This window comes from Pseudomonas fluorescens (assembly GCF_902497785.1).
GTDB classification, from domain to species: Bacteria; Pseudomonadota; Gammaproteobacteria; order Pseudomonadales; family Pseudomonadaceae; genus Aquipseudomonas; species Aquipseudomonas fluorescens_BO.
In genome coordinates this window covers 87,331-101,591 of record NZ_CABVHK010000013.1, presented here as the reverse complement: position 1 = coordinate 101,591, position 14,261 = coordinate 87,331, and the positions used below count along the sequence as shown (strand labels likewise).

Below are 14,261 nucleotides of genomic sequence, written 5' to 3'. Positions count from 1 at the left end.
AGCGCTGCGCACTCAAGCGGGAGCAAGCTCCCTCGCCACAGGTTTCTGCTGGGTTACTCGTCGTCGAAGTTGTAGCTGCCCGGCGCGAGGTTTTCGAAGCGAGTGTACTTGCCGATGAACGCCAGTCGCGATGTGCCGATCGGGCCGTTCCGCTGTTTACCAATGATGATCTCGGCGATGCCCTTGTGCTCGGTTTCCGGGTGATAAACCTCATCCCGGTAAACGAACATGATCACGTCGGCATCCTGCTCGATTGCTCCGGATTCCCGGAGGTCGGAGTTGATTGGCCGTTTGTTCGGGCGTTGCTCAAGGGAGCGGTTGAGCTGGGACAATGCCACCACCGGGCAGTTGAATTCCTTGGCCAGAGCCTTCAAGGAACGGGAGATCTCGGAAATCTCGTTGGTCCGGTTGTCACCGCCGGAGCCGGGGATCTGCATCAATTGCAGGTAGTCGATCATGATCAGGCCGACATCGCCATGCTCACGCACCAGACGCCGCGTGCGCGCGCGCATTTCCGAGGGGCTGATACCGGCGGTGTCATCAATGAACAACTTGCGATCATTGAGCAGATTCACCGCCGAGGTCAGGCGCGGCCAATCGTCGTCTTCGAGGCGACCGGCACGGACCTTGGTCTGATCGATACGGCCGAGCGACGACAACATACGCATGATCAGCGATTCGCCTGGCATCTCCAGCGAGTACACCAGTACGCACTTGTCGCTGCGCAACACGGCGTTTTCCACCAGGTTCATCGCAAAGGTGGTTTTACCCATGGATGGACGGCCGGCGACGATGATCAGGTCAGACGGCTGCAGGCCGCTGGTCATTGCGTCGAGGTCGGTGTAGCCGGTGGAAAGGCCGGTGATCGCATTGTCGGTGTTGAACAAGGTGTCGATGCGGTCGATGGCCTTGGTCAGCAGGTCATTTACGCTCACCGGGCCGCCGGTTTTAGGCCGGGCCTCGGCAATCTGGAAAATCTGCCGCTCGGCTTCGTCGAGAATTTCTTCAGCGGTGCGGCCTTCAGGGTTGAAGGCGCTGTCGGCGATCTCGGTGGCAATGCCGATCAACTGGCGCAAGGTCGCCCGTGCGCGAACGATCTGGGCGTAGGCCTTGATGTTGGCAACGGACGGCGTGTTTTTCGCCAATTCACCGAGATAACCGAGGCCACCCACTTGCGAAGTCTGACCTTCCTTGTCCAATTGCTCGGCAAGGGTCACGACGTCGATCGGGGAGTTCAGGTCGGCGAGCTTGGCGATCGCGCGAAAGATCAAGCGGTGGTCATGCCGATAGAAATCACCGTCGGAGACTTGATCGAGCACGCGTTCCCAGGCGTTGTTGTCCAGCATCAGACCACCGAGCACGGCCTGTTCGGCCTCGATGGAATGCGGAGGCACCTTCAGGGAAGCGGTTTGCAGATCATATTGCTCGGGAGCGGAGATATCGTTCATGGCCACTTGGATTATTTAGGAAAAGCAGGGGGTTCAGAAAGACAAAGGGCACGACCTGTAAACAGGATCGTGCCCGATGTTACCGACAAGCACCCGAGGGTGCCAGCCGACAAGTGCTGCTTAAGCTGCTACCACGACAACGCGTACGGTGGCTTCAACTTCGGCGTGCAGGTGCACGGCTACGTCGAATTCGCCTACGTTGCGGATGGTGCCGTTCGGCAGACGAACTTCGCTTTTTGCAACTTCGACGCCAGAGGCGGTCAGTGCATCAGCGATGTCGTGAGTACCGATCGAACCGAACAGCTTGCCTTCGTCACCAGCGGTGGCAGTGATAGTCACTTCCAGCTCAGCCAGTTGGGCGGCACGGCTTTCAGCCGAAGTTTTACGGTCTGCTGCGGCTTTTTCCAGCTCGGCACGACGCTCTTCGAACGCAGCCAGGTTGGCTGGGGTCGCGGCGGTTGCTTTGCCGTAAGGCAGCAGGTAGTTACGACCGTAACCAGCCTTAACGTTTACTTTGTCACCCAGGTTGCCCAGGTTGGTGACTTTTTCCAGAAGGATCAGTTGCATGTGAAAATCCTCTTAACTTTTAACCTTCACCGTTCGCGCTATCGGCGTCTTTCGGCGCCGAACGACCGCGAAAATCAATCAGGCTGTCGACGATGGCCAAGACCACCAGCAACGGATAGATCAGCTGCATGAACAGCAACAGCGTGACGTACAACCCCACCAGCCAGAACCTGGCCAGTCGCTTTTGCGCCACCAGCCCATGAATCAGGGCCAGCCCGGCGAACACCAGCGGTACGCTGCACAACGGCGTCAGCATGGCCATCTGTGGACCGATGTTCGGCCCCAGAAGCATGCACGCCAGCAGCAACATCGCTGGTAGAAGCGGGAATCGGATGGCGCGAAACTCGCGACCAAAACCACCCGGGTTGTACAACAACGCCTGCCAGTAGCGCCCGATAACCAGGCTCAGCACACTGACGATTTGCAACAAAGCCGCAATCAGGCCAGTCAGGACCGGTGCAATCAGGGACGCAAAACGCGCTTGCTCATCTACCGACAACTTCTGGTAGACATCACCGAGTAGCGACGGCATGACTTTTATCAAAGCCTGCGCCAGCATCTCGATTTGGGGAGCAAAAACTGTCCCCAGCACCACTGCAAACACCACTCCCATCGCTATGCTGACCAGCAGCACGCGGTTCCAGGACTCGCTTGCGCGCAAAACCAACGCAAGGCTCCAAGACCCCAGCATCACCAGAAGTGAGCGTGGGTCATCGGAATAAAGCCACCAGACCAAGGCCGGCAGCAGTCCCAGAGCAAGTACGCCAAGGGCGTCCTTCAATCCGCGCCGCAGGAGCACGAAGCATCCAGCGGCAGCACCCAACCAATACAACAACGGCAATGCCGCGCATCCAGCCACTACCAGAGTGGCCTGCATACGGCCGCGCATGATGAACTCAGCTATGGCACGCATGCATTCAATCCTTTGCTACGTGTCGACTGCCCGGTCTCAGCGGCCGTGGCTGTCGGTGTAGGCCAGCAGGGCCAGGAAGCGGGCGCGCTTGATAGCGGTGGCCAGCTGACGCTGATAACGTGCTTTGGTACCGGTGATACGGCTTGGAACGATTTTGCCGGTCTCGGATACATAAGCTTTCAGAGTGTTGAGATCTTTGTAATCGATCTCTTTCACGTCTTCAGCGGTGAAGCGGCAGAATTTACGACGACGGAAGAAACGTGCCATGTAATAGGCTCCTCAAAAGGTCCGTGGATTACTCGTCAGCGTTATCGCTGTTGTCGCTGTCATCACTATCAGCGCTTTCAGCGCCTTCGTGCTCAGGACGGTCGCGACGCTCACGGCGCTCACTGCGGTTTTCTTCAGCCTTGAGCATCTCGGATTGGCCGGTAACGGCTTCTTCGCGACGGATGACCAGGTTACGGATCACTGCATCGTTGTAGCGGAAGTTGTCTTCCAGCTCGGCCAGGGCCTTGCCAGTGCATTCAACGTTCAGCATCACGTAGTGAGCCTTGTGAACATTGTTGATTGCGTAGGCCAGTTGACGACGGCCCCAATCTTCCAGACGGTGGATTTTGCCGCCGTCTTCTTCGATCAGCTTGGTGTAACGCTCTACCATGCCGCCGACTTGCTCGCTTTGATCCGGGTGGACCAAAAAGATGATTTCGTAATGACGCATGAATGCTCCTTACGGGTTGTAGCCTGCCGCTCAAAAGCGGTCAGACAAGGAGTGAATGACACTTATGGACTTGCTTGCGATAGACACATGCGTGCCTGCCGTCACAGCAAGGGGCGCAATTGTAGAGAAGGGATAGAAGAGGCGCAAGGCAATTGGTGATTATTTGAACAATCATCCAATCCCGAGAAAACATCTGTAGGAGCTGCCGAAGGCTGCGATCTTTTGATCTTGAAAAATCAAAAGATCGCAGCCTCGTTTCACTCGACAGCTCCTACACAGCTCCTACACAGATCCTACACAGCTCCTACAGGGTGGGTGTCAGGACTTTTTGGTGGCAGCTTTGACGCTGCGCTGGCGCTGCGCTTCGAACAGGCAGACGCCAGTCGCCACGGACACGTTGAGACTGCTGACGCTGCCGGCCATCGGCAAGTGCACCAGGTAGTCGCACAGATCGCGCGTCAGGCGACGCATGCCGCTGCCTTCCGCACCCATGATCAGAATGGTCGGGCCGGTCATGTCGTGCTGGTACAGGCTTTGCTCAGCCTCGCCCGCCGTACCGACCACCCACAAGCCACGCTGCTTGAGTTTCTCAAGAGTACGGGCGAGGTTAGTCACGGCGACCAACGGAATCACTTCCGCCGCGCCACAGGCGACTTTTCGTACCGTCGGGGTCAGCGTGGCCGACTTGTCCTTCGGCACGATCACCGCCAGCGCACCGGCCGCATCGGCCGAGCGCAGGCAAGCGCCGAGATTGTGCGGGTCGGTTACGCCGTCGAGCACCAGCAACAGTGGCGCGCCATCGGTGCGATCGAGCAGTTCGTCGAGCATTGCTTCGCCCCAGACCTGGCTCGGGCTCACGTCCGCCACCACGCCCTGGTGCACGCCTTCAACCCAGGCATCCAGCTCACGACGCTCGGCATTGCCGACCGCCACGCGGTTTTCTGCCGCGAGCTCGATCAGCGTCTGAACGCGCGGATCGCTGCGACCTTCAGCCAGCCAGATCTGCTTGACGCGTTTCGGGTGGTGACGCAGCAGCGCTTCTACCGCATGCACGCCGTAGATTTTTTCCAACTGACTCATGACTTGGCCTTAGGTTTACGCGCCCCGCCGCTTTTGGCTGGGGCCGAGCCCGCTTTCGGCGGGCCCTTACGGTGTTTGCTCGGTTTGCTGCCGGGGTCCTTGTCAGGCGCCGACCGTCCGGTCTTTCCCCCAGACGCCGCTTTACCACCGCTCTTGGCTTCAGAAAGCAACGCCTGCTTCAGTTCACGGCTTTTACGCAGCTCGGCATTTTTTGCTGCGGCATCGCTTGGGCGATAGGCTTCGACCGCCTTTTCCTTGGCCGGACGACGACCGGTTTTCGCCGGCGCCGGTTCTGCCGCGGTTTTAGCCGTCGACTTGGCAACCGGCTCGGTTTTTTCAGTTCCGCGCTTCTTGCGGCCAATCGGCGCGCTGATGGTTTTTTCAGCCATCTCGAAGTCGATCTTGCGCTCGTCGAGGTCAACGCGCATCACGCGCACTTCAACGGTATCGCCAAGGCGGAAGCTGCGACCGGTACGCTCACCGGCCAGGCGGTGGTGCACAGGATCGAAGTGGTAGTAATCGCCCGGCAGCGCGGTGACGTGCACCAGGCCTTCGACGTAGATATCGGTGAGTTCGACGAACAGGCCAAAACCGGTCACCGCGGTGATCACACCCGGGAACGATTCGCCCACGCGATCCTTCATGAACTCACACTTGAGCCAGTTCACTACGTCGCGGGTCGCTTCGTCGGCACGACGCTCGCTCATCGAGCACTGCTCGCCGAGTTGCTCCAGGGCCGCCTCATCGTACGGATAGATGCGCGCCTTCGGAATGGTCATCGCGCCTGCACGGCGAACGTGCGGGGTGTCCATTTTCGAATGGATAACGCTGCGAATTGCCCGGTGCGTGAGCAAGTCCGGGTAACGGCGGATCGGCGAAGTGAAGTGGGTATAGGCTTCGTAATTGAGGCCAAAGTGGCCCTGGTTATCGGCGCTATAAACCGCCTGGCTCAGCGAGCGCAGCATGACGGTCTGGATCAGATGGAAATCCGGACGGTCCTTGATGCTCGCCAGCAATGCCTGGTAATCCTTCGGCGACGGGCCGTCCTTGCCTTTGTGCAGGGACAGGCCAAGCTCGCCGAGGAAGGCGCGCAGCTTTTCCAGACGCTCCGGTGGCGGACCATTGTGAACGCGATACAGCGCAGGGATTTCGTGCTTTTTCAGGAATTCAGCGGTGGCCACGTTGGCCGCCAGCATGCATTCCTCGATCAGCTTGTGCGCGTCGTTACGAATGGTCGGACGGATTTCGGCGATCTTGCGCTCGGTGCCGAAGATGATCCGGGTTTCCTGGGTTTCGAAATCGATCGCCCCACGCACGTGACGAGCGCCCAGCAATACTTTGTACAGCGCGTAAAGCTGCTTGAGGTGCGGCAGAACGTCGTTGTACTCGCCGCGAAGCTGACGCGCCTCGGTGAGTTTCGGCGTCTCCAGCATCGAGCTGACCTTGTTGTAGGTCAGGCGGGCGTGAGAATGAATGACCGCTTCATAGAAGCAGTAATCCGTCATCTCGCCGGTTTTGGAGATGGTCATCTCGCAAACCATGGCCAGGCGATCGACATGCGGGTTCAGCGAGCACAGGCCGTTGGACAGCTGCTCAGGCAGCATCGGCACCACGCGCTCCGGGAAATAAACGGAGTTGCCGCGGACCTGGGATTCGTTGTCCAGCGCCGAACCGATTTTCACATAGCTGGAAACGTCGGCAATCGCCACGTACAACTTCCAGCCGCCGGAGAACAGGCGCAGCTTGCCCGGTTTGGCTTCGCAGTAAACAGCATCATCAAAGTCGCGAGCATCTTCACCGTCGATGGTCACGAATGGCAGATGACGCAGGTCAATGCGCTTCTCTTTGTCTTTCTCTTCGACTTCAGGCTTGAGCTTGGCGGCTTCTTTCAAGACCGCTTCAGGCCAGACGTGCGGAATGTCATAGGCGCGCAGGGCGACATCGATTTCCATGCCCGGCGCCATGTAGTTGCCCACGACTTCAACCACGTCGCCTTGCGGCTGGAAGCGTGGCGTCGGCCAGTGAGTGATCTTCACTTCAACGAACTGACCGATTTTGGCGTTGGCGTTACGGCCCGGCGTGACCAGCACTTCCTGCTGGATCTTCGGATTGTCCGCCACCACGAAGCCGATACCGCCCTCTTCGAAGTAACGACCGACGATGGTTTCGTGCGCACGGGAAACGACTTCGACGATCATGCCTTCGCGGCGACCACGACGGTCCAGACCGGAAACGCGGGCCAGGGCACGGTCGCCATCGAACACCAGACGCATTTGCGCCGGGCTCATGAACAGGTCGTCACTGCCGTCATCCGGGACCAGGAAGCCGAAGCCGTCACGATGACCGCTGATGCGGCCGAGGATCAGGTCGAGCTTGTCCACCGGCGCATACGTGCCGCGACGGGTATAGATGAGCTGAGCATCGCGCTCCATGGCGCGCAGGCGGCGACGCAGGGCTTCGATCTGGTCTTCTGTGGTCAGACCAAATTCTTCGACCAGCTGCTCGCGGTTAGCAGGCGAACCCCGATCAGCAAGGTGCTGAAGGATCAGTTCGCGGCTAGGAATAGGGTTATCATATTTTTCCGCTTCACGAGCGGCCTCGGGATCGAGGGACTGCCAATCGGCCATTAGAGAGTTTTCACCTTGTCTATATGCGGGTTAGTTTGGCATAGGCGTAATGAAACGGGAAATTTCAGGCTCCGAGAGCCTATCTAAAGCGCTTTATCGGCGCTCCGAAGCCGATTTCAAGACCACTGGTAAAATTTCCCAGGTTTTTTTGATGCCGGGGGTTTACAGTTAAAAAGACGCTCCGTATAGTGCGCGCCATCGACGACGGAGACGTTGCCGATACTGCCCAGATGGTGAAATTGGTAGACACGCCAGCTTCAGGTGCTGGTGACCGCAAGGTCGTGGAAGTTCGAGTCTTCTTCTGGGCACCAATTTCGAGCTTGAGATTAGATCAATTTCAAGGCTCGCACAAAAACCCGCGAAAGCGGGTTTTTTACATTCTGAACATCTGATTTATTAAAACCAAATCAGGGGTTTACAGATTAAAATGCGCTCCGTATAGTGCGCCACATCAACAGCGGCAACGCTGACGATAATGCCCAGATGGTGAAATTGGTAGACACGCCAGCTTCAGGTGCTGGTGACCGCAAGGTCGTGGAAGTTCGAGTCTTCTTCTGGGCACCAATTCAAATTCAAGGTCACGATCTTGAATTTCACAGAAACCCGCGAAAGCGGGTTTTTGCGTTTCTGGCATTCTAAAAACAACACACCCCCCTGTAGGAGCTGCCGAAGGCTGCGATCTTTTGATCCTCATCAATTTTGGCGCACCGACAACAAAGATCAAAAGATCGCAGCCTTCGGCAGCTCCTACAGAGGCAGCATCGCCCGAACCAGCCCCGCAAGGCGCACATGAGAAACAATATCGTTTATCATTGTTACAAGTTTTTGCAATGCGACAGTGAGGAACCCTGCGAATGATGTTTCGAAATACCCTGCGCCGCGGCCTGACCATCACCCTGCTCGGCCTGGCACTCGCCACTCCCCTCACCCAGGCAGCTGATCCGGTTTCCCTGACACTCTATAACGGTCAACACAAAGAGGTCGGCGATGCTGTCGCCAAAGCCTTCGAAGCCAAGACCGGCATTCACGTCAACGTGCGCAAAGGCAGCAGCAACCAGCTCGCCAGCCAGGTCGTCGAAGAAGGCGATCGCTCCCCCGCCGATGTGATCTACACCGAAGAATCACCGCCGCTGAACAAACTCGGCGAACAAGGCTTGTTGGCACAAACCGATGCCGGCACCCTCGCCGTACTGCCAAAAGACTATGTTGCCGGCAATGGCACCTGGATCGGCATCACCGCGCGCGTGCGTGTGGTCGCATTCAATCCCAAGCTGATCGATGAAAAAGACCTGCCCAAGTCGGTGATGGAATTCTCCGATCCGAAATGGCAAGGCAAGGTCGGCTTCGTGCCCACCAGCGGTGCCTTCCAGGAACAAGCCGTTGCCATCATCAAAGTGCATGGCATGGACGCCGCCGAAGAATGGCTGACCGGCCTGCGCGCGTTCGGCAAGACTTACAGCAACAACATGGTGGCGCTCAAAGCCGTGGAAAATGGCGAAGTCGCCACCGTGCTGGTGAACAATTACTACTGGTTCGCCTTGCAGCGTGAAAAAGGCCAGCTCGATTCGAAACTGCATTACTTCACCGGCGGCGACGTTGGCGGGCTGATCACTGTTTCCAGCGCCGCCGTATTGAAATCCAGTAAACACCCAACAGAAGCCCAGCAATTGCTCGCCTACATGGCCAGCGAAGAAGGTCAGCGTGTGATCACCCAGACCACCGCCGAATACCCGCTGCACAAAGGCATGCAATCGGATCGCGGCCTCAAGCCTTTCAGCGAGCTTGAAGCGCCGAAAGTCACGCCAGCCGACCTCGGCAACGCTGAAGAAGCCCTGGACCTGGAACGCGACGTTGGCCTGAACTGATGAGCGCCTCGTTATCCGCCCCCGCCACGCGCGGGGGTTTCGTGCCGCGGCGCAAGCGGCCGTCGATCTGGCTGGTGCTGCCGGTCTTGCTGCTGGTGGTACTCAGCCTGTTGCCACTGGCCTATGTCGGGATCAAAACCTGGCAGGCTGGCTGGGCCGAAGCACTGCATTTGCTGTGGCGGCCCTATGTGTTCGGGCTGCTGCGTAACACCCTGGCGCTGATGGTTGGCGTAACGGTCGCTTGCGGCGTGATCGGCTTGTCACTGGCGTGGCTGCTTGAGCGAAGCAACCTGCCGGGACGGCGCCTGTGGGGCGTGATCCTGTGTTTGCCGTTCGCGGTACCGGCGTTTGTCAGCAGTTTTACCTGGGTCTCGCTGAGCGCCAACTTCGAAGGATTGGGCGGGGCGATTCTGGTGATGACCCTGTCCAAATACCCGCTGATCTTTCTGCCGGTGGCGGCGACGCTGCGCAACCTCGACCCTTCACTTGAAGAGTCCGCCCGCACATTGGGCCAGAACCGCGTTGGCGTGTTCTTCCGGATCACCCTGCCACTGCTCTGGCCATCACTGCTCGCCGGATCGCTGCTGATTGCGCTGCACATGCTGGTGGAGTTCGGCGCGCTGTCGATTATCGGCCTCCAGACGTTCACCACGGCCATCTATCAGCAGTTCGAGCTCGAATTCAGTAACGCCAATGCAGCGATGCTTTCTGCGGTGTTGCTGGCGATGTGTCTGGTGTTGCTGTGGCTCGAGCTGCGCGTACGCGGCAAGGGTCGGCATGTGCGCACCGGCCAGGGCGCGGCGCGGCGTGCGGAACAGGTTCAACTGGGGCCTTGGGCGATCGCCGGGCAAGTTTACTGCCTGGTGTTGGCGATCATCGGCAGCGGGATTCCCCTGGCCATGCTCGCGTACTGGTTGGCGGTCGGCTCGTCGGCGGCGTTTCCGGTGGCGGCGATCAGCGAGGCATTGTTGTCGTCCCTCGCACTGTCGCTGGGTGGCGCCGCTTTATGCCTGGTGCTGGCGGTGCCGGTAGGATTGCTGGTGGTGCGTTACAAGGGTCGATTGGCGATCTGGGCCGAGCGCTTGCCGTATCTGCTGCACGCACTGCCAGGTTTGGTGATCGCGCTGACGCTGGTGTATTTCGCCCTGCACTATGTGCCGGCGTTGTACCAGACGTCGGCGTTGCTGTTGATCGCTTACGCGTTGCTGTTTCTGCCGCTTGCACAGGCGCCGATTCGCACGGCGCTGAACAAGGCCGCGCCGCAGCTGGAAGAAGCGGCCCGCACGCTGGGGGCTTCGTCCTTCACAGCATTTTGCCGAGTGACGCTGCCGATTATTTTCCCGGCTCTGGGCGCGGCGTTTGCATTGGTGTTTCTGGATGCCATGAAGGAGCTGACGGCGACGCTGCTGCTGAGTCCGACCGGGCTCAATACGCTGGCGACGGAAGTCTGGGCGCATACCGCGAATGTGGAATTTGCGGCGGCGGCGCCTTATGCGGCGCTGTTGATTCTGGTGTCGGGGTTGCCGGTTTATCTGCTGACGACGCGGATGTATTTGAGCCGCTGACAAGCGAAAAGATCGCAGCCTGCGGCAGCTCCTACATGTACACGCGTAGGAGCTGCCGCAGGCTGCGATCTTTTGATTTTCTCGATGCGTTACGCCCTGAACTGCCCCAGGCTCGCCTTCAACTGCGCCGCCAAGCCATCCAGCACTTTGCCGCTGGCCGTGGTTTCCACCACCGCCTGGGCGGCCTTTTCAGCCTGCGCATGAATGGTTTCAACCCGTCCTCGCACCGCTTGCGCGCCTTGCGCCTGATGCGCGGCTGCCTGTGTTGCCAGACCAATCGCCGCATGCACCTGCTCGACCGACACCTGCACCGATTGCTGCAATCGCGCACTGTCCCGCAATACCAACAGACCTTCGCTGGCCTGACGCCCCGCTTGCCCAATCGCGGCGACCGCCTCTCGCGCCCCTTGCTGCAAGGCCACGATGTGCGCCTGAATGTCACCCGTAGAGCTCTGGGTCTTGCTCGCCAGCGCTCGGACCTCGTCCGCCACCACGGCAAAGCCGCGACCGGTCTCGCCGGCACGCGCCGCTTCAATCGCGGCATTCAGCGCCAGCAGGTTAGTCTGCTCGGCGATACCGTGGATCACGGTCAACACCACTTCAATCTGCTCACTTTGCTGCGCCAGCCGCTCGATGACTTTTGCACCGGTATCAACCTGCCCGGCCAAGGCCTCGATCAGGCTGCCGACTTTCGCCGAAGTCCGGGTGTTTTCGTCAGTCGCCGAACGAATATCCACCACCTGCTGCAACGCCGCCTGCATGGCGTGACTTTCTGACTGCGCTTCGTCCGCCATTTGCGACAACGCGCGCAGGCTCTCGGCCACTTCGTCACGCTGCATGCCCGCCGCCGCATCGGCACCGGCGTTACGCAGGGTCATGGCACCGATTTCAACGCCGGTGCGCTGAGCGACATCGCCCGCTTCACGCACGATCGGCTGCAACTTATCCACAAAGCGATTGACCGCCGAGGCCATGTCGCCGATTTCGTCTTTGCTGTTGATCTGCACGCGCTTGGTCAGGTCGCCCTCGCCCGCCGCCAGGTCGTCCATCGCGGCAATCAACAGTTTCAAGCGATTGACTACACGCCGACCCAACACAACGGCCAGCAGCAGCAACACGCCGCAACCGACCAGCGCGAGGCCCATGCCGATGCGCCAGCGCAGAGTCGCCGCAGCTTCCTGCACGGTGCTGGTGGTGTTGTCTTTCATTTCCGAAGCGGTGGATTGAGCAGAGGTCAGACGCGCTCGCATCGCCGTGGCGCTGTCAGCTGCCGCGCCCTTGAGGCTGTCGCCGACCAGTTGATCACTGCTAGCGATCAATGCCGTAAAGCGCTTGTCGAGAGCCGCAAGATCGGTTTCCACCGACGCGGTCGAGACACCCATCAAGACCTTGCCGATTTCCACGCCGTTGGGATTGATCGAGGCTTCGAGGTAGTAGACCGACGGATCGTTCTTCGCTGCATCCAGCACCTTGTCCAGTGCACGCTCGCCCTGGCCTTTCTCCAGCAGTGCCTTGTTGATCGGGTTTTCGCGGTTGAGGTAGCGCGTCAGATGCTGGCCTGTCGCGTCGTCATAGACCACAAACAGCACGTTGGGATTGCGCTGGGCCCGGCGCGCGAATTCGGAAAGGGTCGGCACGTCGCTGTCCCACATGGCGCGGGGTGCGACCGAGGCGAGAAGTTGGGCCATGTCATTGGCGGAATCCTTCAGGTCCTTTTCCAGCGTGGCACGCAATTGCGCCTGCTCTTCCTGCAGTCGCGAGGACAAACCGGCGGTGAGGCGCTGACGCGTGCTGGTGGAAAGGTTGTCGAGGCTCGACGTGACTTCACGTCCCGCCTGCTCGAGCTCACCAGAGAGCTTTTGACTGTCGGCACCCAGGCGCACGCTCAAATCTGCTTCCAGCGCAGTCACTGTGCTCCGGGTCAGGGCAACAGCCACCAGCACCTGCACCAAAAGGGCGATACCAAGGGTAACGAACACCGGCCGCAATAAACGGCTTTGTAACAATGAGAGAACCGCCGACACTTGATATCCCTCTGCCTGGACGCCATTAAATTGATGGCACGCCAAAAGACGTGCCGATAATGAAGATGCCAGCAAAGGTCATGCCGTCCTACGGACATATACGACAAAGGGCCCCATAAAGGGCCCTTTGTGTTTTACATCAATAGCTTATTAAGCGAACGGGTGGCGCAAAACGATGGTCTCGTTGCGGTCCGGGCCCGTCGAAATAATGTCGATCGGTGCACCGATCAGCTCTTCGACGCGTTTGATGTAGGCACGTGCGTTAGCTGGCAGCTCTTCCAGGGCTTTGGCACCCACGGTCGATTCGGTCCAGCCCGGCACTTCTTCGTACACAGGCTGCAGACCCACGTAGCTGTCAGCGTCAGTCGGGGCAACATCGTTACCTTCGGCATCTTTGTAGCCGACGCAGATGTTGATCGTTTCCAGACCGTCGAGTACGTCCAGCTTGGTCAGGCAGATGCCCGAGATGCTGTTTACATCGATAGCGCGACGCAGGATAACGGCGTCAAACCAGCCACAACGACGGGCACGGCCAGTAGTCGCACCGAACTCGTGACCTTGTTTGGCCAGGTGCGCACCGACTTCGTCGAACAGTTCAGTCGGGAACGGACCCGAACCTACACGTGTGGTGTAAGCCTTGGTGATGCCCAGGATGTAGTCGAGGAACATCGGACCAACACCCGAACCGGTAGCAACGCCGCCAGCGGTAGTGTTAGAGCTGGTCACGTACGGGTAGGTACCGTGGTCGATGTCCAGCAACGAACCTTGGGCGCCTTCAAACATGATGTCTTTGCCGGCGCGACGCAGGTCGTGCAGCTCGGCCGTCACGTCCAGCATCAGCGGCTTCAGCAGCTCAGCGTATTCTTTGCATTCAGCCAGGGTCTTTTCGAACTCGATGGCCGGCTCTTTGTAGTAACCCACCAGCATGAAGTTGTGGTAATCCACCAGTTCACGCAGCTTGTCTGCAAAGCGCGGCATGTTCAGCAGGTCGCCAACACGCAGGCCACGACGCGCAACCTTGTCTTCGTAGGCCGGGCCGATGCCGCGACCGGTCGTACCGATCTTCAGCTCGCCACGGGCCTTTTCACGGGCCTGGTCCAGCGCAACGTGGAACGACAGGATCAGCGGGCAGGACGGGCTGATACGCAGGCGCTCGCGCACCGGTACGCCTTTCTCTTCCAGCTTGACGATTTCCCGCAGCAGGGCGTCGGGTGCAACCACCACGCCGTTACCGATCAGGCACTGCACGCCTTCGCGCAGTACGCCCGACGGGATCAGGTGCAAGACGGTTTTTTCGCCATCGATCACCAGGGTGTGGCCAGCGTTGTGGCCGCCCTGGTAGCGCACTACGGCGGCAGCATGTTCGGTCAGCAGATCAACGATCTTGCCTTTGCCCTCATCACCCCATTGGGTGCCCAGGACTACGACATTCTTACCCATAACACTTGTCCTCA

The 14,261-nt window shown here is 59.2% G+C and carries 11 protein-coding genes and 2 tRNA genes; 4 read left to right on the top strand and 9 right to left on the bottom strand.

Annotation, left to right across the window (positions count from 1 at the left end):
• Positions 1 to 53 precede the first annotated feature (53 nt).
• The 7 genes from dnaB to rnr form a co-directional block, all read right to left on the bottom strand.
• Positions 54 to 1,448 (bottom strand): replicative DNA helicase, encoded by a 1,395-nt coding sequence (dnaB, locus tag F8N62_RS19930; RefSeq protein ID WP_150712286.1) that lies wholly within the window; start codon positions 1,446 to 1,448, stop codon positions 54 to 56.
• A gap of 120 nt (positions 1,449 to 1,568) precedes the next feature.
• Positions 1,569 to 2,015, bottom strand: coding sequence for a 50S ribosomal protein L9 (gene rplI / locus F8N62_RS19925; RefSeq protein ID WP_008035347.1), 447 nt, complete (start codon positions 2,013 to 2,015; stop codon positions 1,569 to 1,571).
• 19 nt (positions 2,016 to 2,034) lie between these two features.
• A complete protein-coding gene (locus F8N62_RS19920; protein ID WP_150712285.1) occupies positions 2,035 to 2,928 on the bottom strand; it encodes a hypothetical protein in 894 nt (297 codons plus the stop codon).
• Positions 2,929 to 2,964: 36 nt separating this feature from the next.
• The gene (gene rpsR, locus F8N62_RS19915; protein WP_002551829.1) at positions 2,965 to 3,195 is read right to left on the bottom strand and encodes a 30S ribosomal protein S18; all 231 of its coding nucleotides are present in this window, start codon (positions 3,193 to 3,195) and stop codon (positions 2,965 to 2,967) included.
• A 28-nt stretch (positions 3,196 to 3,223) separates the two neighbouring features.
• The gene (gene rpsF, locus F8N62_RS19910) at positions 3,224 to 3,646 is read right to left on the bottom strand and encodes a 30S ribosomal protein S6 (RefSeq protein ID WP_003217491.1); all 423 of its coding nucleotides are present in this window, start codon (positions 3,644 to 3,646) and stop codon (positions 3,224 to 3,226) included.
• 318 nt (positions 3,647 to 3,964) lie between these two features.
• A complete protein-coding gene (gene rlmB, locus F8N62_RS19905; RefSeq protein ID WP_150712284.1) occupies positions 3,965 to 4,726 on the bottom strand; it encodes a 23S rRNA (guanosine(2251)-2'-O)-methyltransferase RlmB in 762 nt (253 codons plus the stop codon).
• A complete protein-coding gene (rnr, locus tag F8N62_RS19900; RefSeq protein WP_150712283.1) occupies positions 4,723 to 7,353 on the bottom strand; it encodes a ribonuclease R in 2,631 nt (876 codons plus the stop codon). The genes rlmB and rnr overlap by 4 nt, the downstream gene beginning before the upstream one ends.
• 224 nt (positions 7,354 to 7,577) lie before the next feature.
• On the opposite strand from rnr, the gene F8N62_RS19895 reads away from it, so the two are divergent.
• From F8N62_RS19895 to F8N62_RS19880, 4 genes are all read left to right on the top strand, one after another.
• Positions 7,578 to 7,664: transfer RNA gene (locus F8N62_RS19895), tRNA-Leu, on the top strand.
• A 166-nt stretch (positions 7,665 to 7,830) separates the two neighbouring features.
• Positions 7,831 to 7,917 (top strand) — tRNA-Leu (locus F8N62_RS19890).
• 290 nt (positions 7,918 to 8,207) lie between these two features.
• On the top strand, positions 8,208 to 9,218 hold the full coding sequence (locus F8N62_RS19885; protein ID WP_150712282.1) for an extracellular solute-binding protein: 1,011 nt from the start codon (positions 8,208 to 8,210) through the stop codon (positions 9,216 to 9,218).
• Positions 9,218 to 10,783, top strand: a complete 1,566-nt coding sequence (locus F8N62_RS19880) for an ABC transporter permease (protein WP_150712281.1) — start codon at positions 9,218 to 9,220, stop codon at positions 10,781 to 10,783. Before F8N62_RS19885 ends, F8N62_RS19880 begins: the two co-directional genes overlap by 1 nt.
• A gap of 89 nt (positions 10,784 to 10,872) precedes the next feature.
• Here the strand turns inward: F8N62_RS19880 and F8N62_RS19875 are convergent, their stop codons facing one another.
• Together F8N62_RS19875 and F8N62_RS19870 are read right to left on the bottom strand one after the other, a co-directional pair.
• Positions 10,873 to 12,807, bottom strand: a complete 1,935-nt coding sequence (locus F8N62_RS19875) for a methyl-accepting chemotaxis protein (protein ID WP_150712280.1) — start codon at positions 12,805 to 12,807, stop codon at positions 10,873 to 10,875.
• A 150-nt stretch (positions 12,808 to 12,957) separates the two neighbouring features.
• Positions 12,958 to 14,247: an adenylosuccinate synthase gene (locus F8N62_RS19870; RefSeq protein ID WP_150712279.1), complete on the bottom strand. Its 1,290-nt coding sequence runs from the start codon at positions 14,245 to 14,247 to the stop codon at positions 12,958 to 12,960.
• Between the last annotated feature and the right edge of the window lie 14 nt (positions 14,248 to 14,261).

Excerpts from the sequence above, each read along its gene's own strand:
- dnaB (WP_150712286.1), bottom strand. The coding sequence starts at position 1,448 with ATGAACGATATCTCCGCTCCCGAGCAATATGATCTGCAAACCGCTTCC.
- rplI (WP_008035347.1), bottom strand. The coding sequence starts at position 2,015 with ATGCAACTGATCCTTCTGGAAAAAGTCACCAACCTGGGCAACCTGGGT.
- F8N62_RS19920 (WP_150712285.1), bottom strand. The coding sequence starts at position 2,928 with ATGCGTGCCATAGCTGAGTTCATCATGCGCGGCCGTATGCAGGCCACT.
- rpsR (WP_002551829.1), bottom strand. The coding sequence starts at position 3,195 with ATGGCACGTTTCTTCCGTCGTCGTAAATTCTGCCGCTTCACCGCTGAA.
- rpsF (WP_003217491.1), bottom strand. The coding sequence starts at position 3,646 with ATGCGTCATTACGAAATCATCTTTTTGGTCCACCCGGATCAAAGCGAG.
- rlmB (WP_150712284.1), bottom strand. The coding sequence starts at position 4,726 with ATGAGTCAGTTGGAAAAAATCTACGGCGTGCATGCGGTAGAAGCGCTG.
- rnr (WP_150712283.1), bottom strand. The coding sequence starts at position 7,353 with ATGGCCGATTGGCAGTCCCTCGATCCCGAGGCCGCTCGTGAAGCGGAA.
- F8N62_RS19885 (WP_150712282.1), top strand. The coding sequence starts at position 8,208 with ATGATGTTTCGAAATACCCTGCGCCGCGGCCTGACCATCACCCTGCTC.
- F8N62_RS19880 (WP_150712281.1), top strand. The coding sequence starts at position 9,218 with ATGAGCGCCTCGTTATCCGCCCCCGCCACGCGCGGGGGTTTCGTGCCG.
- F8N62_RS19870 (WP_150712279.1), bottom strand. The coding sequence starts at position 14,247 with ATGGGTAAGAATGTCGTAGTCCTGGGCACCCAATGGGGTGATGAGGGC.